At 62.3% G+C, this 20,534-nt stretch carries 22 protein-coding genes; 15 read left to right on the top strand and 7 right to left on the bottom strand.

The window, feature by feature from the left end; all coding sequences use genetic code 11:
- Positions 1–65: 65 nt before the first annotated feature.
- The 6 genes from kdpA to KHO33_RS08365 form a co-directional block, all read right to left on the bottom strand.
- A complete protein-coding gene (gene kdpA / locus KHO33_RS08390) occupies positions 66–1,871 on the bottom strand; it encodes a potassium-transporting ATPase subunit KdpA (protein ID WP_200564437.1) in 1,806 nt (601 codons plus the stop codon).
- The gene (gene kdpF / locus KHO33_RS08385) at positions 1,868–1,960 is read right to left on the bottom strand and encodes a K(+)-transporting ATPase subunit F (RefSeq protein ID WP_200564436.1); all 93 of its coding nucleotides are present in this window, start codon (positions 1,958–1,960) and stop codon (positions 1,868–1,870) included. Before kdpF ends, kdpA begins: the two co-directional genes overlap by 4 nt.
- Entirely contained in the window at positions 1,957–2,070 is a 114-nt protein-coding gene (locus KHO33_RS08380; RefSeq protein ID WP_054035137.1) for a hypothetical protein, read from the bottom strand. Before KHO33_RS08380 ends, kdpF begins: the two co-directional genes overlap by 4 nt.
- A gap of 171 nt (positions 2,071–2,241) precedes the next feature.
- The gene (locus KHO33_RS08375; RefSeq protein ID WP_054035138.1) at positions 2,242–3,216 is read right to left on the bottom strand and encodes a quinone oxidoreductase family protein; all 975 of its coding nucleotides are present in this window, start codon (positions 3,214–3,216) and stop codon (positions 2,242–2,244) included.
- 53 nt (positions 3,217–3,269) lie between these two features.
- Complete coding sequence (locus KHO33_RS08370) at positions 3,270–3,659, bottom strand: methylglyoxal synthase (protein WP_054034987.1); 390 nt, start codon at positions 3,657–3,659, stop codon at positions 3,270–3,272.
- Positions 3,660–3,735: 76 nt separating this feature from the next.
- On the bottom strand, positions 3,736–4,518 hold the full coding sequence (locus tag KHO33_RS08365; protein WP_054034988.1) for an SDR family oxidoreductase: 783 nt from the start codon (positions 4,516–4,518) through the stop codon (positions 3,736–3,738).
- A 236-nt stretch (positions 4,519–4,754) separates the two neighbouring features.
- Here KHO33_RS08365 and upp point away from each other — a divergent pair, with 236 nt between their 5' ends.
- The 14 genes from upp (at position 4,755) to KHO33_RS08300 (ending at position 17,162) form a co-directional block, all read left to right on the top strand.
- Positions 4,755–5,405, top strand: a complete 651-nt coding sequence (gene upp, locus KHO33_RS08360; RefSeq protein ID WP_012432337.1) for a uracil phosphoribosyltransferase — start codon at positions 4,755–4,757, stop codon at positions 5,403–5,405.
- A gap of 442 nt (positions 5,406–5,847) precedes the next feature.
- Positions 5,848–6,576 (top strand): YebC/PmpR family DNA-binding transcriptional regulator, encoded by a 729-nt coding sequence (locus KHO33_RS08355; RefSeq protein ID WP_054035139.1) that lies wholly within the window; start codon positions 5,848–5,850, stop codon positions 6,574–6,576.
- 236 nt (positions 6,577–6,812) lie between these two features.
- Positions 6,813–8,111 (top strand): phosphoribosylamine--glycine ligase, encoded by a 1,299-nt coding sequence (gene purD, locus KHO33_RS08350; protein ID WP_093639543.1) that lies wholly within the window; start codon positions 6,813–6,815, stop codon positions 8,109–8,111.
- Between the two features lie 230 nt (positions 8,112–8,341).
- Positions 8,342–9,265 (top strand): oxygen-dependent coproporphyrinogen oxidase, encoded by a 924-nt coding sequence (gene hemF, locus KHO33_RS08345; protein ID WP_200564435.1) that lies wholly within the window; start codon positions 8,342–8,344, stop codon positions 9,263–9,265.
- Between the two features lie 26 nt (positions 9,266–9,291).
- Positions 9,292–10,044, top strand: a complete 753-nt coding sequence (locus tag KHO33_RS08340; protein WP_200564434.1) for a nicotinate-nucleotide adenylyltransferase — start codon at positions 9,292–9,294, stop codon at positions 10,042–10,044.
- 4 nt (positions 10,045–10,048) lie between these two features.
- Entirely contained in the window at positions 10,049–10,504 is a 456-nt protein-coding gene (gene rsfS / locus KHO33_RS08335) for a ribosome silencing factor (protein ID WP_200564433.1), read from the top strand.
- A 99-nt stretch (positions 10,505–10,603) separates the two neighbouring features.
- Positions 10,604–11,074 carry a 23S rRNA (pseudouridine(1915)-N(3))-methyltransferase RlmH gene (rlmH, locus tag KHO33_RS08330; protein ID WP_054034991.1) on the top strand — a complete coding sequence of 157 codons (471 nt, stop codon included), beginning with the start codon at positions 10,604–10,606 and terminating at the stop codon, positions 11,072–11,074.
- A gap of 29 nt (positions 11,075–11,103) precedes the next feature.
- Positions 11,104–11,235 carry a hypothetical protein gene (locus tag KHO33_RS42595; RefSeq protein WP_267914865.1) on the top strand — a complete coding sequence of 44 codons (132 nt, stop codon included), beginning with the start codon at positions 11,104–11,106 and terminating at the stop codon, positions 11,233–11,235.
- 61 nt (positions 11,236–11,296) lie between these two features.
- Positions 11,297–11,926 (top strand): Maf family protein, encoded by a 630-nt coding sequence (locus KHO33_RS08325; RefSeq protein ID WP_054034992.1) that lies wholly within the window; start codon positions 11,297–11,299, stop codon positions 11,924–11,926.
- A gap of 9 nt (positions 11,927–11,935) precedes the next feature.
- On the top strand, positions 11,936–13,405 hold the full coding sequence (rng, locus tag KHO33_RS08320) for a ribonuclease G (RefSeq protein WP_093639528.1): 1,470 nt from the start codon (positions 11,936–11,938) through the stop codon (positions 13,403–13,405).
- A 267-nt stretch (positions 13,406–13,672) separates the two neighbouring features.
- On the top strand, positions 13,673–14,374 hold the full coding sequence (locus KHO33_RS08315) for a hypothetical protein (protein WP_200564432.1): 702 nt from the start codon (positions 13,673–13,675) through the stop codon (positions 14,372–14,374).
- Between the two features lie 456 nt (positions 14,375–14,830).
- Positions 14,831–15,256, top strand: coding sequence for a CopG family transcriptional regulator (locus tag KHO33_RS08310; RefSeq protein WP_171925013.1), 426 nt, complete (start codon positions 14,831–14,833; stop codon positions 15,254–15,256).
- A gap of 107 nt (positions 15,257–15,363) precedes the next feature.
- Positions 15,364–16,473, top strand: a complete 1,110-nt coding sequence (locus KHO33_RS08305) for an extracellular catalytic domain type 1 short-chain-length polyhydroxyalkanoate depolymerase (RefSeq protein WP_200564431.1) — start codon at positions 15,364–15,366, stop codon at positions 16,471–16,473.
- 179 nt (positions 16,474–16,652) lie between these two features.
- The gene (locus KHO33_RS08300; protein WP_200564430.1) at positions 16,653–17,162 is read left to right on the top strand and encodes a phasin family protein; all 510 of its coding nucleotides are present in this window, start codon (positions 16,653–16,655) and stop codon (positions 17,160–17,162) included.
- 164 nt (positions 17,163–17,326) lie between these two features.
- On the opposite strand, the gene KHO33_RS08295 is transcribed toward KHO33_RS08300, so the two are convergent.
- Positions 17,327–19,036 carry a putative bifunctional diguanylate cyclase/phosphodiesterase gene (locus KHO33_RS08295; RefSeq protein ID WP_200564429.1) on the bottom strand — a complete coding sequence of 570 codons (1,710 nt, stop codon included), beginning with the start codon at positions 19,034–19,036 and terminating at the stop codon, positions 17,327–17,329.
- A 431-nt stretch (positions 19,037–19,467) separates the two neighbouring features.
- Between KHO33_RS08295 and KHO33_RS08290 the strand changes: the two genes are divergently transcribed.
- Positions 19,468–20,388, top strand: a complete 921-nt coding sequence (locus KHO33_RS08290; RefSeq protein ID WP_200564428.1) for a LysR family transcriptional regulator — start codon at positions 19,468–19,470, stop codon at positions 20,386–20,388.
- Positions 20,389–20,534: the final 146 nt, after the last annotated feature.

The raw sequence follows: 20,534 nt of genomic DNA, 5'->3' as shown, positions 1-20,534 counted from the left end.
ATCCTCGAATTTCCCGTTTGCGCCTGTTCACTCGTTGGTCGCTGGTGTCATCTCAATGGGCCGCCTCAATGGGCGCCCATCATCATCAGATGTTCGACACCAGGTCCGAGCGCAAGCGCAGGCACATAAGTCAGCGCGCCGACCAGCAGCACCGTGCCGAGCAGCAGCACGACGAACAGCGGGCCATGAGTCGGCAGCGTGCCGCCTGTCACACCGATGCGCTTCTTCGAAGCCAGCGAACCGGCAATCGCCAGCACCGGAATGATCGTGCCGAAGCGGCCGAACCACATCGCGATCGCCGTGAGCCAGTTGTAGAACGGCGTGCTGACCGTCAGGCCGGCAAACGCACTGCCGTTGTTATTCGCGGCCGAGCTGAACGCGTAGAGGATTTCGGAGAAGCCGTGCGCACCTGGGTTGGCGATACCTGCCTTACCCGCATCGGTCAGCACCGCGATCGACGTGCCCACCAGCACCAGCAGCGGCGTGAGCAGCACCACGATCGACACCATCTTCATCTCGTACGCTTCGATCTTCTTGCCGACGTATTCAGGCGTACGGCCGATCATCAGGCCTGCCACGAACACGGCCAGCAGTGCGAACACGAGCATGCCGTACATACCGGAACCCACGCCGCCGAAGATCACTTCGCCGAGTTGCATCAGCAGCATCGGATAGAGGCCGCCGATCGGCGTCAGCGAGTCGTGCGTATTCGCTACCGCGCCGCACGAAGCCGCCGTGGTCGCCACCGTGAAGATGCCCGACTGCGCGATACCGAAGCGCGTTTCCTTGCCTTCCGCGTTACCGCCCGACTGCATCGCATTCGCCGATTGATCGACGTGCAACGCGGTCAACGCCGGATTACCCGATTGTTCCGCGCCGATTTCGCCGAACACGCATACGCCGAAAGCGATCGTCATGGCCGCGAGCACGGCCACGCCCTGCTTGCGGTCCATGATCATGCGGCCGAATACGAGCGCCAATGCCGCGGGAATGATCAGGATCGAGAAGATCTGCACGAAGTTCGAGAACGGCGTCGGGTTTTCGTACGGATGCGCCGAGTTGCCGTTAAAGAAGCCGCCACCGTTGGTGCCGAGCATCTTGATCGCTTCCTGCGAAGCAACCGGGCCCATCGCGATGGTCTGCGTCTTCACCGGCGTATCGACCGTCACCGCATTGCCCTTGGCGTCCTTCACCGGATTGCCTTGTGCATCGAGTTTCGGGGCGGCGTACGTCGTGGTTTGCAACGTCGGCACGTCCTGATACGACTTGAAGTTCTGGATCACACCCTGGCTCATCAGGATCGCAGCGATGATCGCCGACATCGGCAGCAACACGTAGAGCGTCACACGCGTCAGGTCGACCCAGAAGTTGCCGATGGTTTGCGCGGTGTGACGCGCGAAGCCGCGAATCAGCGCGATCACCACCACAATGCCGGTGGCGGCCGAGAAGAAGTTCTGGACGGTGAAGCCAAGCATCTGAGCGAGATAGCCAACGGTCTGCTCAGGCGTGTAATCCTGCCAGTTCGTGTTGGTCACGAAGCTGACCGCCGTATTGAACGCGCCGTCGACCGTCATCGGGCCGAACTGCTGCGGATTGCCCGGCAACCAGCCTTGTACGCGCAGCAACACGTAAAGGAACAGCGCGCCAAGCGCGTTGAACGCGATCGTGGCGATCGCGTAGTGCTTCCAACCCATTTCCGTCGACGGATCGACACCCGCGATGCGATACAGCAAACGTTCAATAGGGCCGCCGAAACGGACCACGCGCGAACTGCCGTCCATCACATTGCTCAGATAACGGGACATCGGCACCGCGGCAGCCAGCAGCACGACGATGAAAAAGCCCGCTTGCAGGACATTGTTCGAGTTCATTCAATGTCCTCCGCGCGCAACAGCGCATAGACCAGGTACATAAACAGCAGCGCGGTAGCCGCGCCAGATAACCAGAGGATCCAGTTCATGAGCGCGCTCCCTGGCCACGCCGGAACTGCATCAACTTCTCGCAGCCGGCAATCAATGCAAAGGTCAGCGCGAAAAACAGCACCATCCCCCCGACATACAGCACATCCATTTTTATTCCCCATTCACGGACTTTGGATGGGTGCAACGTTATGCCGATCCGCGTAAAGGGCTGGTCAAAGATCTGAGATGGGATGTAAAAATCGCGTAAACGGAAAAGGCCGTTCCATCGTGAGATGGAACGGCCTTGGGGTGCTGGGTATAGGTTTTCGGTCTTTCGCGTTTACGGCAGCAGAACCGTCGAACCCGTGGTGCGACGCCCTTCGAGATCCGCATGCGCCTGCCCGACATCGGCCAGCGCATAGCGCTGATTGATGCTCGCCTTCACCTTGCCCGACACCAGCACGTCGAACAGCTCCGAGGACATCGCCTCGTAGTCGCTACGTTTGGCGATATAGGTGAAGAGTGTGGGGCGCGTAAAGAACAGCGAACCGCGTCCGGCGAATTCCGACGAATCGATCGGCGGCAACGGGCCCGAGGCATTACCGAAGCTAACGAACATGCCGAGCGGCGCGAGGCAATCGAGCGAGCCCGTAAACGTGTCTTTACCGATCGAGTCGTACACCACTGGCACACCCGCGCCATTGGTGATCTCGCGCACGCGCTTGGTGAAGTTTTCGCGCGTGTAGACGATGGGGTGGTCGCAGCCGTGCGCTTTGGCGATTTCGGCTTTCTCGTCCGAGCCGACCGTGCCGATCACCGTTGCGCCGAGCGCCTTCGCCCATTGGCAAACCAGCAAGCCGACGCCGCCGGCCGCAGCCTGAATCAGGATCGTATCGCCGGCCTTCACCGGGTACGTGCGGCGCAGCAGATATTGGGCGGTCAGCCCTTGCAGCATGACGGAGGCGGCCTGCTCGTCGCTCAACGCGTCCGGCACCTTGACGACTTGCGCCGCCTGCAGCACACGCGCCTGGGTATAGGCGCCAGGCGGACGCGCCACATACGCCACGCGATCGCCCACTTTGAGACCGGTCACGCCGGCGCCGACCGCCGTCACTTCACCGGCCGCTTCCATGCCGAGGCCGCCGGGCAAGGGCAACGGATACAAACCCGTGCGGAAATACACATCGATATAGTTCAGGCCGACCGCGGTCTGTTTGATGCGAATCTCCCCCGTACCCGGCTCGCCCACTTCGACGTCGACCCATTTCATGACCTCCGGGCCACCGGTTTTGTCGAATCGGATTGCTTTGACCATCATGTCTCCTTGATGTGTGATTCAGCTTGATCGTGAAGCGCCACCGCGTTGATTCAAACCCGCTGCGCGAGGCGCAGGGTCAGCACGTCGAGAATCATTCGCGCGGTCGAAATATTGGTGGCGCATGGAATGTTGTGAACGTCACAGGCACGCACCAGCGCATTGATATCCGGCTCGTGCGGCTGCGGCGTCATCGGGTCGCGCAGGAAAATCACCATGTCTACCCGCCCTTCCGCAAGCTGCGCGCCGATCTGCAGGTCGCCGCCGTGCGGGCCGGACAACATGCGCTCGACCGTGAGGCCATGCGCGTCGCCAATGCGCGTGCCGGTCGTGCCGGTCGCGACGATCTCGCAACGCCTCAGCGTATCGACGTATTCGCCGGCCAGTTTGACGATGTCGTCTTTCTTGTGATCGTGCGCGATCAGCGCAATGCGGGTGCTCATGACGTAAGACTCCTGAAACCGTTGTGATTGTCGTTGTTGTAGTGAAGGTGCTGCTGGTGCGTCAGAACGTACACGCTCAGAACGTACCGGGGTAAGCGCCGCCGTCCATCAGCCAGTTCTGCCCGGTGATGTAGCCGGCATGCACGCTGCACAGGAACGCACAGGCGCGGCCAAATTCCTCACGCGTGCCGAAACGGCCGGCGGGGATCGTCTTCATCCGCTGCTTGCGCGCATCGTCGACGGAAATGTGTTGCGCGTTGGCTTGCGCGGTGAAGGTGGTGGCGATGCGGTCGGTGTCGAACAGGCCCGGCAGCAGGCTGTTGATCGTCACGCCCGAGGCGGCCACCTTGCTGCGCGCCAGGCCCGCAATGAAACCGGTCAGCCCCGAGCGCGCACCGTTAGAGAGACCGAGCACGTCGATCGGCGCCTTAACCGCCGAGCTCGTGATGTTGACGATGCGCCCAAAGCCACGCTCGCTCATCCCGTCGATGGTCGCGCGGATCAGCTCGATCGGCGTCAGCATGTTGCTCTCCAACGCGCGAATCCAGTCTTCATGCGAGAAGTTGCGGAAGTCGCCCGGCGGCGGCCCGCCCGCGTTGTTGACCAGAATGTCCGGCTGCGGACAGGCGGCGAGCGCCGCGGCGCGTCCTTCGGGCGATGTGATGTCGCACGCCACCGTTTTTACCTCGACGCCGCTCTGCTTGCGAATCTCGGCGGCGGTCGCCTCCAGCGTCTCGGCCGTGCGCGCGACGATCGTCAGGTTGACGCCTTCGGCTGCCAGCGCTTCCGCGCAGCCGCGCCCCAGACCCTTGCTGGCCGCGCAAACCAGCGCGGTGCGTCCTGCGATTCCCATGTCCATGTGCCTATCCTCATGACGTACTCGTGGCGCGGGGATGGTCCCGCGGTTGCCCAATCGTGGCAAAGAATCCCCCGATTCTAGAAGAATCGGTGCCGGACTGCGCCGGGCCACTGCAATCTCCGGTATCTTCCGGCGCCACTCTTTCGGTAAACTTGCGCCGTGGCGCGCCCGCCTGCCGCTTTCAGGCCGTGCGGAGCGCCAAACCGATCCCTCTAGCCGCCGCTTGCGCCCCCGCCATGACCCAGGACAGCCGTTTTCCCAATCTTTTCATCCTCGATCACCCGCTGATCCAGCACAAGCTGTCGCATATGCGCGACCGGGACACCTCGACCCGCACGTTCCGCGAACTGCTGCGCGAGATCACGCTGCTGATGGGCTACGAGATCACCCGCAATCTGCCAATGACCACGCGCCGCCTCACCACGCCGCTGGTCGAGATCGACGCGCCGGTGATCGCCGGCAAGAAACTGGCGATCGTGCCGGTGCTGCGGGCCGGCATCGGCATGTCGGACGGCCTGCTGGAACTGGTGCCGTCGGCGCGCGTGGGCCACATCGGCGTGTATCGCGCCGAAGACCATCGCCCGGTCGAGTATCTGGTGCGCCTGCCGGATCTGGAAGACCGCGTGTTCATTCTGTGCGACCCGATGGTCGCGACCGGTTATTCGGCCGTGCACGCGGTGGACGTACTCAAGCGCCGCAACGTGGCCGGCGAGAACATCATGTTCCTCGCGCTGGTGGCCGCGCCGGAAGGCGTGCAGGTGTTCCAGGACGCGCACCCGGACGTTAAGCTGTACGTGGCGTCGCTCGATTCGCACCTGAACGAACACGCGTATATCGTGCCGGGTCTCGGCGACGCCGGCGACCGCCTGTTCGGCACGAAAAACTGACAGCGGACTGAAGAAAGCAGCGGGGCGGCGCGCGCAACGCGCCGCCACCGCGCAGTTTCCCCGCGATTTCCGACTACGCTCTCCTCTGCCGCGCCCCTGCGCCGTGATAAAATTCGAATCCGCTCAAAGAGCGGCTCGACTTGCACTGCCACGCGGTGCATCACGCCTTCACGCCGGGTCTGCCGGGACCGGCGCACCTGGGGCGCCGCTGAGCCGCCCGCTGACCGTCCTGCCCCGCCCCAACCGCGCTGCCGACCTTTGGTTCCGCTAGCCGGGCCCGGCCGGGCGTGATCAAGCTGAGGAAAGCCTGACACCGGGCGGTCCGGCGCCGAGCGGTTTGACATCGAGGCGCATGGCCGCAATCAGCAGCGCCGCGCGCCCGACATCGCAACGACAATTGCACTATGCGTGCGCCCCACTGGCGCGCGCGACGGAGAAAAGTATGGCGGGTCATTCGAAATGGGCCAACATCAAGCATAAAAAAGCAGCGGCAGACGCCAAGCGCGGCAAGGTCTGGACGCGGCTCATCAAGGAAATTCAGGTGGCAGCCCGCATGGGTGGCGGCGACATCGACTCGAATCCGCGTCTGCGGCTAGCCGTCGAAAAGGCGTACGACGCCAACATGCCGAAAGATAACGTCAACCGTGCGATCCAACGCGGTGTGGGCGGTGTCGATGGCGCAAACTACGAAGAAATCCGCTACGAAGGCTACGGCATCGGCGGCGCGGCAGTGATCGTGGACACCATGACCGACAACCGCACCCGTACGGTGGCGGACGTGCGTCACGCGTTCTCGAAGAACGGCGGCAACATGGGCACGGACGGCTCGGTGTCGTTCATGTTCGATCACGTCGGCCAGTTCCTGTTCGCGCCCGGCACGCCGGAAGACAAGCTGATGGAAGCCGCGCTCGAAGCCGGCGCTGAAGACGTCGTTACGAACGAAGACGGCAGTATCGAAGTGCTGTGCCCGCCGAACGATTTCCCGAAGGTGAAGACCGCGCTCGAAGCCGCGGGCTTCAAGGCCGAGTTGGCCGAGGTGACGATGAAACCTCAGACGGAAGTCGAATTCACGGGCGACGACGCGGTGAAAATGCAGAAGCTGCTCGACGCGCTGGAGAGTCTGGACGACGTGCAGGAAGTCTATACAAACGCCGCGATCGCCGACGAATGAGCGTATCCCGGCGGCACAGGGCGCGTGGTTCTGCATCGAACCACACGCCCGCGCCGCCGGTTAGCACTCGCGTTGCTGCAGAGCGGGCGTTGGTTGGGGCCTTCCACACCACCACCCGGGTTCGCTATGTGCCCTGCGCCGCTACCAGGCTGCGGGCCCATTGCAAACCTCGCTGTTATTCCACGGCTGAGCGTGATGCTTCAGCCGTTTATGGTTTTTAAGTCTCGGGGATTCACATGAAGTTACTCGTCGTCGGTTCCGGCGGTCGCGAACATGCGCTGGCATGGAAGCTCGCGCAATCGCCGCGGGTTCAGCTCGTCTACGTTGCGCCCGGCAATGGCGGCACCGCCCAGGACGAGCGTCTGCGCAACATCGACATTACCGATCCGGCCGAACTCGCCGATTTCGTCGAGAAAGAACAGATCGCGTTCACGCTGGTCGGACCGGAAGGGCCGCTCGCCGCGGGCATCGTCAATCTGTTCCGCTCGCGCGGTCTGAAGATTTTCGGGCCGAGCAAGGAAGCCGCGCAGCTCGAAAGCTCGAAAGATTTTGCCAAGGCGTTCATGAAGCGTCACGCGATCCCGACCGCCGAGTACGAAACCTTCGCCGACGTCGCCGCCGCGCACGCGTATCTGGACGCCAAGGGCGCGCCGATCGTGATCAAGGCCGACGGCCTCGCTGCCGGCAAGGGCGTCGTGGTTGCGCAAACGCTGGAAGAAGCGCACGCCGCCGTCGACATGATGCTGTCGGACAACAAGCTGGGCGATGCGGGCGCGCGTGTCGTGATCGAAGAATTCCTCGCCGGCGAAGAAGCCAGCTTCATCGTGATGGTGGACGGCAAGCATGTGCTGGCGCTCGCTTCGAGCCAGGATCACAAGCGCCTGCTCGACGCCGACCAGGGTCCGAACACCGGCGGCATGGGCGCCTATTCGCCTGCGCCGATCGTCACGCCGCAACTGCATGCGCGCGTGATGCGCGAAATCATCCAGCCGACCGTGCGTGGCATGGAGAAAGAAGGCATCCGCTTCACGGGCTTCCTGTACGCCGGCCTGATGATCGACGCGCAAGGCAACCCGAAGACGCTCGAATTCAACTGCCGGATGGGCGACCCGGAAACGCAGCCGATCATGGCGCGCCTGAAAGGCGACTTTTCGAAGGTGGTCGAGCAGGCCATCGCCGGCACGCTCGATACGATCGAACTCGAATGGGACCGCCGTACCGCGCTCGGCGTGGTGCTCGCCGCGTACAACTATCCGGACACGCCGCGCAAGGGCGACCGGATCAGCGATATCCCCGCGGAAACCGGCGATTCGGTCACTTTCCACGCCGGCACGACGCTGGCGGACGGCAAGCTGACCACCTCGGGCGGCCGTGTGCTGTGTGTGGTCGGTCTGGCGGATTCGGTGCGCAGCGCGCAATCGGTCGCGTACGAAACGATCAACCAGATTTCGTTCGACGGCATGCAATATCGCCGCGACATCGGCTACCGTGCATTGAACCGCAAGCACGACGCCAAGACCGAAGGCAAGCACTAAGCCCGCCCCACTCGCCCGCGTGCGGCGCCAACGGCGCTACACTGCGGGTTTTCGCGGCCGTCGCGGCGCCCACCGCTCCATGTGGGCCCACCCCGGATGAGCGGCATTTCACCCGGCGCGAACGACCGTAGCACCGCGTCTTCGCGGGACTATCCTGACGAAGGCCCGGCGCTCGCCCTTCACGAAGAACCCGCGGCACGACAGGCGTGCCGCCCTCTGCATCTGCATTCATGACCGATTCGAGCTATGACGCACAGGCCGTGCGCAGCTGGCTGCAAGGCCTGCAAACGCACATCGCGGACACGCTCGGCGCGTTCGACGGTAAGCCGTTCGCGACCGACGCATGGCAACGCGCCCCCGGCGAAAAGCTGCGCGGCGGCGGCTACACGCGGATTCTGGAAGGCGGCAACTTCTTCGAGCGGGCCGGTATCGGCTTTTCGGACGTAGCAGGCGACGCGCTGCCCGCTTCGGCGAGCGCCGCGCGTCCGCAACTGGCCGGCCGTGGTTTCGAAGCCATGGGCGTTTCGCTCGTGCTGCACCCGCACAATCCGCACTGCCCGACCGTGCATATGAACGTGCGTCTGCTGATCGCGACCAAGGCGGGCGAAGAGCCGGTGTTCTGGTTCGGCGGCGGCATGGATCTGACGCCCTACTACGGCTACGAGGAAGACGCGCAGCATTTCCATCGGGTGTGCCGCGACGCGCTGCAGCCTTATGGCGCCGACCTCTACCCGAGTTTCAAGCGCTGGTGCGACGAATACTTCTTCCTCAAGCACCGCAATGAACCGCGTGGCATTGGCGGGATTTTCTTCGACGATTTCTCGGCGCCGGGCTTCGATCAATCGTTCGCGATGCTGAAAAGCGTCGGCGAAGGATTCCTCAAAGCGTACATACCGATCATCGAAAAGCGCCGCAACATTCCGTACGGCGAAGCCGAGCGCGACTTCCAGGCATACCGGCGCGGCCGCTACGTCGAGTTCAATCTGGTCTTCGACCGTGGCACACTGTTTGGGCTGCAGAGCGGCGGACGCACCGAATCGATACTGATGTCGATGCCGCCTGTGGTGAACTGGCGCTACAACTGGCATCCCGATCCGGGCACGCCGGAAGCGCGTCTTTACACCGATTTTCTCGTGCCGCGCGAGTGGGTGTGAGGCTTTAAGCCCGCACCGCACTCCACGTGACCACGACAAAGGATCTTCACCTGAAGCCGAACGCTCATCCTGTCGCCCTGCCTCGCCGGATTGGACTGCTCGGCGGCACTTTCGATCCGATCCACGACGGCCACCTCGCGCTCGCGCGGCGTTTCGCCGAGGTGCTGAACCTGACCGAGCTGGTATTGCTGCCGGCCGGCCAGCCCTGGCAGAAAACAGACGTGTCGGCGGCTGTTCACAGGCTGGCCATGACCCGCGCCGCCGCCACTGCGTTGGTGCTGCCGGGCGTGACCGTGCGGGTGGCGACCGACGAGATCGAACACGACGGTCCGACATACACGGTCAACACGCTGCAGTTATGGCGTGAACGCGAAGGTCCGAATGCGTCGATTGCGCTTCTGATCGGCGCGGATCAACTGGTGCATCTCGACACATGGCGCGACTGGCGGCGCCTGTTCGAGTTTGCTCACATCTGCGCGGCCACGCGCCCCGGTTTCGACCTCGCATCGATTCCGCCCGTGGTCGCCAAAGAAATCGACGCGCGCCGTGCCCGCGCCGACGTTCTGCAAGGCACCCCCTGCGGCCACTTGCTGATCGATACGACGCTTGCGTTCAACGTCTCGGCCACCGACATTCGCGCGCATCTGCGCGAACAAGTGACCCAGCGGCTCGCCCTCGCAGGCGGCGAACCGCAAGACAGGAACCAGGCCCGGGCCGCAAGCCATGTCCCCACTGCGGTGTGGGACTATATTCTTCAACATCATCTGTACCACCGGTAACCCCATGGATATTCGCAAACTGCAACGCGTGATTGTCGACGCTCTCGAAGACGTCAAAGCGCAAGACATCAAGGTGTTCAACACCAGCCACCTGACCGCGCTGTTCGATCGCGTGATCGTCGCCTCCGGCACCTCGAACCGCCAGACCAAGGCGCTCGCTTCGAGCGTGCGTGAGAGCGTCAAGGAAAACGGCGGCGACGTCATCAGCACCGAAGGTGACGACGTCGGCGAATGGGTGCTGGTCGATTGCGGCGACGCGATCGTACACATCCTGCAACCGGCGCTGCGCCAGTACTACAACCTCGAAGAAATCTGGGGCGACAAGCCGGTGCGCCTCAAGCTGTCCACGCCGGATCCGTTCGGCGGCGCGCGCTCAAGCGAGCCGGATGACGAGGACGAAGAAGACGAAGCGCCGGCTGTCAAAAAGCCTGCACGCAAGACGCCGGTACGCCGCAAGTAAGTACGCGGCTGGCAAACCGCTGAAGTCCGCTACGCAAAGTCAGAGCATGCGTGCGCGATCGCAGCGATTGCAGCGCTTGCGCCCCCGATTACATCCGTCATGAAACTGCACATCCTCGCCGTCGGCCACAAGATGCCGGACTGGATCGCCACCGGCTTCGACGAATACGCGAAGCGCATGCCGCCCGAGCTGCGCATCGAGCTGCGCGAGATCAAGCCCGAGCAGCGTTCGTCGGGGCGCCCGGCCGAAAGCGTGATGGCGGCCGAGCGGCAGAAAATCGAAGCCGCGTTGCCGAAGAACGCGCGCATCGTCGCGCTCGATGAACGCGGCAAGGATTGGACCACGATGCAGCTCGCCGGCGCCCTGCCCGGCTGGCAGCAGGACGGCCGCGACGTGGCGTTTCTGATCGGCGGCGCCGATGGGCTCGATCCCGATCTGAAAACACGCGCCGATATGCTGCTGCGTGTCTCCAGCCTGACGCTGCCGCACGCCATGGTGCGCGTGCTGCTCGCCGAACAGCTTTACCGCGCGTGGACCATCACGCAAAATCACCCCTATCACCGCGTGTGAGCGAACGAGGCGGCTGACGGATCGCCTGTTTGTCGATCCTGTTGGCTGTGTTGATTGACGCGCTTTCGGATGCATTTGTGGACGCATTTGCAGGCGCGTTTATCGATACGTTGATCGACGCGTTTTTCATCGTGTCCTTCGGCACGCTCATCGTCGCCTGACTGATACGCTCATCGCGCGCGCCTCGCGCATTGACGCAACCCGCCTCATCGAGACCTGTTCATGCCAACGTCCGCCGCTTCGTTGCATCCATTCGTTTACCTCGCGTCCCAAAGTCCGCGCCGTCAGGAGCTGCTGCAACAGCTCGGCGTGCGTTTTGAATTGCTCCTGCCGCGTCCCGATGAAGATGCCGAAGCACTCGAAGTCGAGCTCCCCGGCGAGCGGGCGCGCGACTACGTGCAGCGCGTGTGCATCGCGAAAGCGCACGCAGCGCGCGCGCGTCTCGTGGCAGGCGGGCATGCCGCACGGCCGATCCTGGTTGCCGACACAACCGTCACGATCGACGACGCGATCCTCGGCAAGCCCGTCGACGCCGACGATGCCGTCGCGATGCTCACGCGTCTCGCGGGTCGCGATCACGAAGTGTTGACGGCCATCGCGGTGGTCGACGCGGAAGGCACGTTGCTGCCGGCCGCGCTATCCGTATCGAAGGTGCGTTTTGCTGCACTGCAAGCGGACGCCGTGCGCCGCTATGCCGCAAGCGGCGAGCCGCTCGGCAAGGCGGGCGCGTACGGCGTGCAGGGACGCGCCGCGGAGTTTATCGAACATATCGACGGGTCCTATTCAGGTATCATGGGTTTGCCGCTTTTTGAAACCGCTGCCCTCCTGCGTGCAGCGCGCATCGACTTCTAAAATAACACCATGAATGAAGAAATCCTGATCAATGTCACGCCGCAGGAAACGCGCGTCGCGCTCGTCCAGCAAGGCGCCGTCCAGGAACTTCACGTCGAACGAACGCTGTCGCGAGGACGCGTCGGCAATGTCTATCTCGGCAAAGTCGTCCGCGTGTTGCCGGGCATGCAATCCGCCTTCATCGACATCGGTCTGGAACGCGCCGCGTTCCTCCACGTAGCGGATATCTGGCATCCGCGCATCGCGGGCGAACCGCAGCATCAAACGCCGCATCAGCCCATCGAGAAAATCGTCTTCGAAGGTCAGACGCTGATGGTGCAGGTCGTGAAAGATCCGATCGGCACGAAGGGCGCGAGGCTGTCCACGCAAGTGAGTATCGCCGGGCGCACGCTCGTGTATTTGCCGCAGGAGCCGCACATCGGCATCTCGCAGAAGATCGAGAGCGAAGCCGAACGCGAGGCCGTGCGCGCGCGTCTGACCGCCGTGCTGCCCGCCGATGAAAAAGGCGGCTACATCGTGCGCACGATTGCTGAAGATGCAACCAGCGAAGAATTGGCCGGCGACGTCGCGTATCTGCGCAAGACGTGGGCGACAATCATCTCGCAAGGTCAGCGCATGCCGCCGACCAGCCTGCTGTATCAGGATTTGAATCTCGCCCAACGTGTGCTGCGCGATTTCGTCAACGACGAGACCTCGCGCATTCAGGTCGATTCGCGCGAGACCTACCAGATGCTCGCCGACTTCGCCGCGGAGTTCACGCCGGCAGTGTCGTCGAAGCTGCATCACTACACCGGCGAGCGACCGCTCTTCGATCTGTACAACATCGAGGCGGAAATCCAGCGCGCATTGTCACGCCGGGTCGATCTGAAGTCCGGCGGCTATCTGGTGATCGACCAGACCGAAGCGATGACCACCATCGACGTGAACACCGGCGGCTACGTCGGCGCGCGCAACTTCGACGATACGATCTTCAAGACCAACCTCGAAGCCGCGCACACCATCGCGCGGCAATTGCGGCTGCGCAATCTGGGCGGCGTGATCATCATCGACTTCATCGATATGGAGAACATCGAGCATCGCGATCAGGTGCTTGGCGAGTTGAAGAAGGCGCTCTCGCGTGATCGCACACGCGTGACCGTGAATGGTTTCTCGCAGCTCGGACTCGTGGAGATGACGCGCAAGCGCACGCGTGAATCGTTGGCGCACGTGCTGTGCGAGCCCTGCCCGGTTTGCCAGGGCAAGGGGCAGGTCAAGACCTCGCGCACGGTGTGCTACGACGTGCTGCGCGAAATTCTGCGCGAGTCGCGGCAGTTCAATCCGCGCGAGTTTCGCGTGGTGGCGTCACAGCAGGTGATCGATCTTTTCCTCGAGGAAGAGTCGCAGCATCTGGCGATGCTGATCGATTTCATCGGCAAGCCGGTGTCGTTGCAGGTGGAGTCGAATTTGAGCCAAGAGCAGTACGATATTGTGTTGATGTGACGTCGGTCGAGGCGCTCCGTGGCGCCTCATAGCCCACCTGATCGAAGCCTCCCGGCTCGATGATTTAACCCCCTCCACTCGCGAGACTTCTTAAAGGAGTCTAGCGACGTTCGTCCAGCTTCCGCGCAGATATTCAACGTCCGGCATGGCGCTTTCTTCGGGTTTTGGTTGATTCAAAACCGAAAACCCCTCACTACAATGAACGTTGCAATGCTGCTTGGTCGTCTGGAAAGAACGTCATAACTCGCCGGATTTAGGGGGCGCAGCATGTTAAACGCGGAAGATCTCTACGAAAGCCAGCACTGGCGCGAACTCGACTTACGCGACAAGATCGACTCGCGACTGCAGTCGTCACTCACGCTTGTTACCGCGATTATTGGCGCGCTTAGTTTTCTGCTGACTAACGTCGATATCGGGCACACACATGGCCTGGTGGATTATCTGTTTTTCGCGCTTCTAGCGATCACGTTTGCGTTACTGTTTTTATCCGGGTTTTACTTTTTCAGATCCTCAGTGGGTTCGCTCTTCCATAGAAACACGTACAAAACGCTTCCTGTTTCGAAGGAGCTAGAAGAATACAAGCGTGGATGGGAGGCCACGATAGCCAGATCGCCCCGGACGGCACAGGCGCAAGGAATAACATCGGCAGAGGAGCTTAAAAAACTATTAATAGAAAATTATCTCGAGCGCCAGGAAACCAACGCAAGAATCAACGATGAACGCGCGAAGAATATTTCCAACATCAATCTCCTGGTCGTAGTTGAAGCGCTGCTAACCGCAGCCGCTTTCTCGATCTTCTATTTAGGCGGTCTGAATAAGGCAGACCTCCCGAAAACCCAGGATATAAAAATAACTGCGCCGATCGACATACGCAGCATGCCTTCTACCCAGCAAAACCAATGTTTCTTCTGGTTTCCGCCCGCGGAATACTTGCACGGGTCCCGGACCAGCAAGGGGCATAGTAAATAGGCGCCTTTGAGCGCCCAGAACGTTCCGATACACATGGAGGTTGCCATGCAAGTCAGGTTCAATCCAGCCAAGGACGATTCACCCGTCGGGCCCATAGCGAGCACGCCCCCGGAGCCACCGCTGGAGCCGCCGACAAAACCGCTTCCCCGAGATCTGCCGTTCAGAGGTCCATCCGATCCACAAAAGCCGCCGCTCGTCGGCGTTGCTTGAGTAGGCGAAATAGTCTGCACGTCACTTCGAGGCCGGCAGTCACCGCGGGTCGTTGGGTGTTGAGGTTTGCTCACGCCCTTCTGCAAACGGTGCCTGCCGCGCAAACAGCCTCGGATTTCTGTTCCGCAATCTCTCCCGGCCCTCAATTTCCTCGTTGACGCTGTTCGACTCAGGCGCGTATAACCATCCCATTGGATGTTAATTGGATGGCGTACGGATGTCGAGCCAACGCCGAACGGAATAGAAATGGCCAACCTCAAACTCATCGACACCTCCCGCCCCAAAGGCGGCGAGACCGAAAAGATCACCATCAATCTCGGCCCAATCGACCTGGGCCAGATCGATCTGCTCGTCGAAGAAGGCTTTTACTCGAACCGCACCGACCTGATCCGTACGGCGATTCGCAACCAGTTAGCCGTCCACGCGCAGGTCGTCACGGAAACGGTGACCCGGCGCGCGCTGGTGCTCGGCCTGCAACACTTCTCGAAGCAGGACCTCGAAGCCGCTCAAGCCGCGAACGAACGACTGGACATTCACGTGCTCGGCCTCGCCAGCATCGCAGCCGATGTGCCGCCGGAACTTGCGGCGGCCACGATCGCATCGGTGGTGGTGCTCGGCGCGTTTCACGCGTCGCCCGCGGTCAAGGCGGCGCTCGCCGGACGCATCAGGTAGGCGCGCCCGGCATGGCTGTTTTTTTGTTTGAAGCCATGCTGAAGGCCGTGAAACTCATCGCCTGACTCCGTCACCCGCAACGCAAGTCAACGCAGTAACTCACACTCATGAAAATGAACGAAGATTTCCTGAAGTCGATGAAAGAAGCCTTCGACCTGCTACGCACAAAGGGGCCGAAGGAAGCGACCGCTGCAGTCCAGCGCGCACTCGCAGGCAACAAGGCCAACGCAGGCAATGCACAAACGCCGCCCATGCCGCAGAGTGTCAACGAATGGGCACAAGCGTGGACGCAGGCGCAATCTCACGCCAACACCGCGCCGCACGCCCCTGCCGAGCGCACTTTCGACGCCGATACCCCCGGCACCTTCAGCACCCACACCTTCAGCAACAGCGCGGGCCAACGCCAATACAAGCTCTACGTCCCCGCCGTCTACAAGAACGATCCGCTGCCGCTCATCGTCATGCTGCACGGCTGCACGCAAAACGCCGACGACTTCGCGGCCGGCACGCGCATGAACGAAATGGCCGAGCGTCATGGCTTCATCGTCGTGTATCCGAATCAGTCGCAAGCCGCCAATCCGTCGACCTGCTGGAACTGGTTCAAGCCTGCCGACCAGCAGCGCGATCAGGGCGAACCGTCGTTGATTGCCGGCATCACGCGTGAGGTGATGGCGCGTTATCGCGTCGATCCGGCGCGGGTGTATGTGGCGGGTCTGTCGGCAGGCGGCGCCATGGCGGACGTCATGCTGAAAACCTCGCCCGACCTGTACGCCGCGGCCTGCGTGCATTCCGGTCTCGCCTACGGAAGCGCGAAGGATCTGCCTTCAGCACTCGCCGCGATGAAGGGCGGCAAAGCGCATCGCAGCCGCTCACGCGTGGAACCGCAACGCCCGCTCATCGTGTTTCATGGCGATGCGGACACGACAGTGCATCCCTCGAACGCCACCGCGCTCGTAGCGGGCTTCAATGGCGGCGTGACGACACTCGGCGCGCCGTCGCACACCGCAGGCACCGCGAGCGGCCAGCGCGGCTGCACGGTGCAACGGTTAGTCGCGGCGAATGGTGTCGAAGCGGAGTACTGGTCGATCCATGGCGCGGGCCACGCATGGGCCGGCGGCAGTCAGCGCGGCACGTACACGGACCCATCCGGCCCCGATGCGACGGCTGAAATGCTGCGCTTCTTCCTCGCCCATCCGCGCGCATCGGGCGCACATTGAGCGCCATTCGACTGACGAATCATTTTGACGAAAACGCTGTACATCCTGCCGCAAAGGTATAGAGTGGCTCATGTTGCAGCGCAGCAAAATCACTGCGCCGCGTCGACCTGCCGTCTCGTGTGAGACCTGGCCTCCGAAATCCTTTGGGCGCCTGCCCCGGGTCACTTTGGAGATCACTTATGCAGAGCCCCGCAATCGAACATAGCGCAGCCTTTGGCCAACGCACTTTCAACATCTTCACCGACCTGCAGCTCGATGGGCTGGCATGTCTGCAAAAGCTCGGCGAGCTCAATCTCGCGGCACTGAAGGCGACCGTCACCGAAAGCAAGAGCGCATTGTCGGCCGGCCAGTTCAACACCGCGCCGTTCGCCGGCGTGTCCGATCTGCAGCAGCAACTGGTTCAACGCACCTTGTCGTACGCGCAGCACGTCAAGGAAATTGACGCGCAATTCACCGCGGCGTTGACCAAGGCCGGCGAATCACTGCGCGAAGAGTTCGGCGCCAACGTGGCGCAACTCGGTTCGGGCTTCGGCCAAACCACGCCGTTCAGCTCGGATAGCGCATTCGGGGCAATGCAATCCGTGATGGCTTCGATGATTCATTCGAGCAATGTGGTTCAGGACAGCATCAAGCGCGCATCCGGTATGGCCGGCACGGCGCTCACCACCGCTGACGACGCAGCAAAATAAGTCTCGTGCGTAACGCGAGCAGACGAAAAGGGGCCATTCGGCCCCTTTCTCTTTTCCGGGTAGCTTTGGCGACACGTCTCGCGCGAAGTACGGTGCGCTGCGGCGACTGAAGGACCGCGACCGACTTCAAGTTGGCAGCGGGAGCCGCCATCAACCGTCGATCGTCAACCCGTCCCCAACGGCTTCAGCAAATTGCGCAACGCCGCGATGGTGATCGGCCGTGAGAACCAGAACCCTTGCGCCTCGTCGCAGCCGAGCGCTTCAAGTTGCGCGGCCTGTTCGGCTGTCTCCACACCTTCGGCCGTGACCCGCAGTTTCAACGCATGAGCCATGGCGATAATGGCGCCGACGAGCGCCGCGCACTGCGGATCGGTACTCATGCGCATCACAAACGAGCGATCGATTTTCAGGCGATTCAGCGGAAAGCGCGTGAGATAAGCGAGACTCGAATAGCCAGTGCCGAAATCATCCACCGCGACTTCAACGCCCAATTCGCGCAACGCATGCAGCGTCTGCAATGCCAGCTCGGTGTCACCCAGCAGCACACCCTCGGTGATTTCCACTTCAAGGTACGAAGGGTCGAGCGCGGCATCTTCCAGCGCCTCGCGGATCGTCTCAAACAGATTTTGACGCTGGAACTGCTGCGGGGACACGTTCACCGCGACCCGCGGCAAGGTGCCGGTGAGCCGCAGCAATTTGCCGGCGTCACGGCAAGCGGTACGGATCACCCACTCGCCGATCTGCTCGATCAGGCCCGACTCTTCTGCGACCGGCACGAACTCGACCGGACTGATCAGCCCACGCTGCGGATGATTCCAGCGCAGCAGCGTCTCCACTTGCGCGATGCGGCCATTGGACAGCGTCACCTGCGGCTGATACACGAGATGCAATTGCTGACGCTCGAGCGCTTCGCGCAGCATCGTCTCCAGTTCGAAGCGGCGCGCCGCCTGGCCTTCGAGCGCGGTGGAAAAGCGCCGCACCGCATTGCCGCTCACCGCCGAAGCCGCCGACAACGCCACGCCCGCGCGACGCATCAGTGTCGGCGCATCGGCGCCGTCCGCAGGATAGGCGACGACGCCGATACTCGCCGTGATGTTCAGCGCTGTGCCCGCGTAGTCGATCGATTCGGCGATGCGGCCCAGCGCCTCCGCGGCGAAAGCATCGGCCGCCGCGCCGGTTTCATTGATCAGCAGCGCGAATTGCGTGCCGCCGATCGAGGCGATCGTACCGTCGTTGGGAAAGAGACCGCGCAGCCGTTCGCCGACGATCTGCAACACCAGTTCGGCCGCATGCAAACCGAGCGCGTCGCGCAGTTTGCGCAAATGATCGAGTTCGGCGATCAGCACGGTAAAGCCATTGCCGCTGCGCTGACAGCGCGCGATCGTCAACTCGAGGCGTTCGGTGAAAAGCGTCTGATTGGGCAGGCGGGTCACGCCGTCGTGATGCGAGACGTACCAAAGGCGCGCCTCGGACTGCGCGTAGCGCGTCATGTCGATGGCGATGCCGACATAACGGGCGGGCCCCGTGGTTACACCGCCGGGATGTGCCGGCTCGGCGGCGAGCGGCGCCAGCGCGAACACCACGCGAATCGGGCTGCCGTTGCGCCGCACATAAGACCATTCACCTTCATAGCGCGAGCCTAGCGCCGACAGCGGCGGCAATTCGGCGCGCCGCCTCGCGAGTTCGGCGGGATCGAGCAGGGACTCAAAAGTGCGCCGGCCGATCAATTCTTCGGCGGTAAAACCGGTCAGCTTCTCGAAAGCTGCGTTGACGGAGTCGAACGTGCCGTCGGCTGTGCAGATGAACATGCCGTAGGGCGCCGCCGCAAGCGCGGCGTCGCGTGTGCGCGCTTCGGCGTAGGGGTGAGCTTGCATCGCGCCGGCCTTTGAATTTCCTGGATATTAAAAGCGAATGAGGAAAGCGGGTGAGCGTTTTTCCTGACGCACACAGTGCAACCGGCAAACCCGGTGGTTTCGGTCCGATCCGCCGGGTAACGTTCGTATGATAGCGGCTTTCCTGGCCGGGTCCACCGCGCCGGCCGCACGTTCTTCGCGGCAATCGTTTCCCTCGGTGTATTCCCCGATTCCGACAGTGGCATGCCCGTCGTCGCGCACATCATAAAGCGCTGGCTATTACCGGGATACTCCGCGCCCTATGGCTCAACGTACACCGGCCTTCGACGCCTTCGCACAGGGCTTCGCCGGATTGACGATCGTTATATCCGTATATATATTTCGCTCGCGATCCTTAGATAAAAACCGCTGCCCCACTGCATGGATCCGCACGAAACAGGGTCCCGTTTTTCATGTCCAAGGAAGTCATCGATTCGCACCTTCTCAAGGTGCTGCACACGCTACTGACCGAATCGAGCGTCTCGCGCACCGCAACGTTGCTCGGACAATCTCAGCCGACCGTCAGCGTGGCGCTGCGCAAACTGCGCGACATGACCGGCGATCCGCTGCTGGTGCGCAGCGGCAGCCGGATGGTTCTCACCGCGCACGCACTCACGCTGATCGAACCCACGGCGCAGGCGCTGAACAGTATCGCGGCCATTCTGCATCCCACCACGTCGTTCAATCCGGCCACCACCAGCCAGACCTTCCGGATCGGCTCGCCGGATTATCTTGATGCGTTCTTCGTCCCCGCCGTGGTCGATGCGTTTCATCGCGAAGCGCCCGGTGCAAAGCTCGAGTTCAGGCATCTGATGATGGTGGATGGCGGCTATGAACACGGCCTGGAAAGCGGCTTTCTCGATCTGGTGATCGGCAACTGGCGCACGCCACCGGAGCATCTGCATTTGCAGCCGCTGTGCAAGGACGAACTGGTGTGCCTGATACGCAACGGCCACCCGATCAAACCGGGGCGGCTTAGCAAGCCCGTCTACGAAGAAGCCGAACATCTGGCCGTGATGACGTACAACACGACGTCGTGGGGCACGGTCGACGTCGAACTCGCGCGCAATGGCCTGTCGCGCACCGTCACTACGACACTGCCCTACTTCGGCATGGCGCCCTATGTTTTAGCGCGGTCCAATCTGCTGTTCACTACCACGCGCGCGCTCGCCACGCACTACACCAGGATGCTGCCGCTGCGTATCGAGCCGATTCCCGGCGAGCCGCAGGCGCTCACCTACTATCAACTCTGGCACGACCGCACGCATCGCAGCGTCGCCGCGATCTGGTTGCGCAGGCTGATCGCCAACGTCGCGAAAGATCTGGCTTCCTAAGCGTTCGTCACCGGCGAGCACTTTTTCAAGCAGATAAAAAAACGCCGCAAGCAGAGCTTGCGGCGCGAATGCGATCATCGGATGTGTTGCAGGTGACAGGCCCTTAAAACACCGAGCGATCACAAAGTGAGGTCGGTCAGACGGAA

The sequence above is a fragment of the Paraburkholderia nemoris genome (assembly GCF_905221015.1).
In the GTDB taxonomy this organism is placed as follows: domain Bacteria; phylum Pseudomonadota; class Gammaproteobacteria; order Burkholderiales; family Burkholderiaceae; genus Paraburkholderia; species Paraburkholderia nemoris.
Note: the sequence above shows the minus strand (reverse complement) of the source record. Positions and strands in the feature narration are given on the sequence as shown.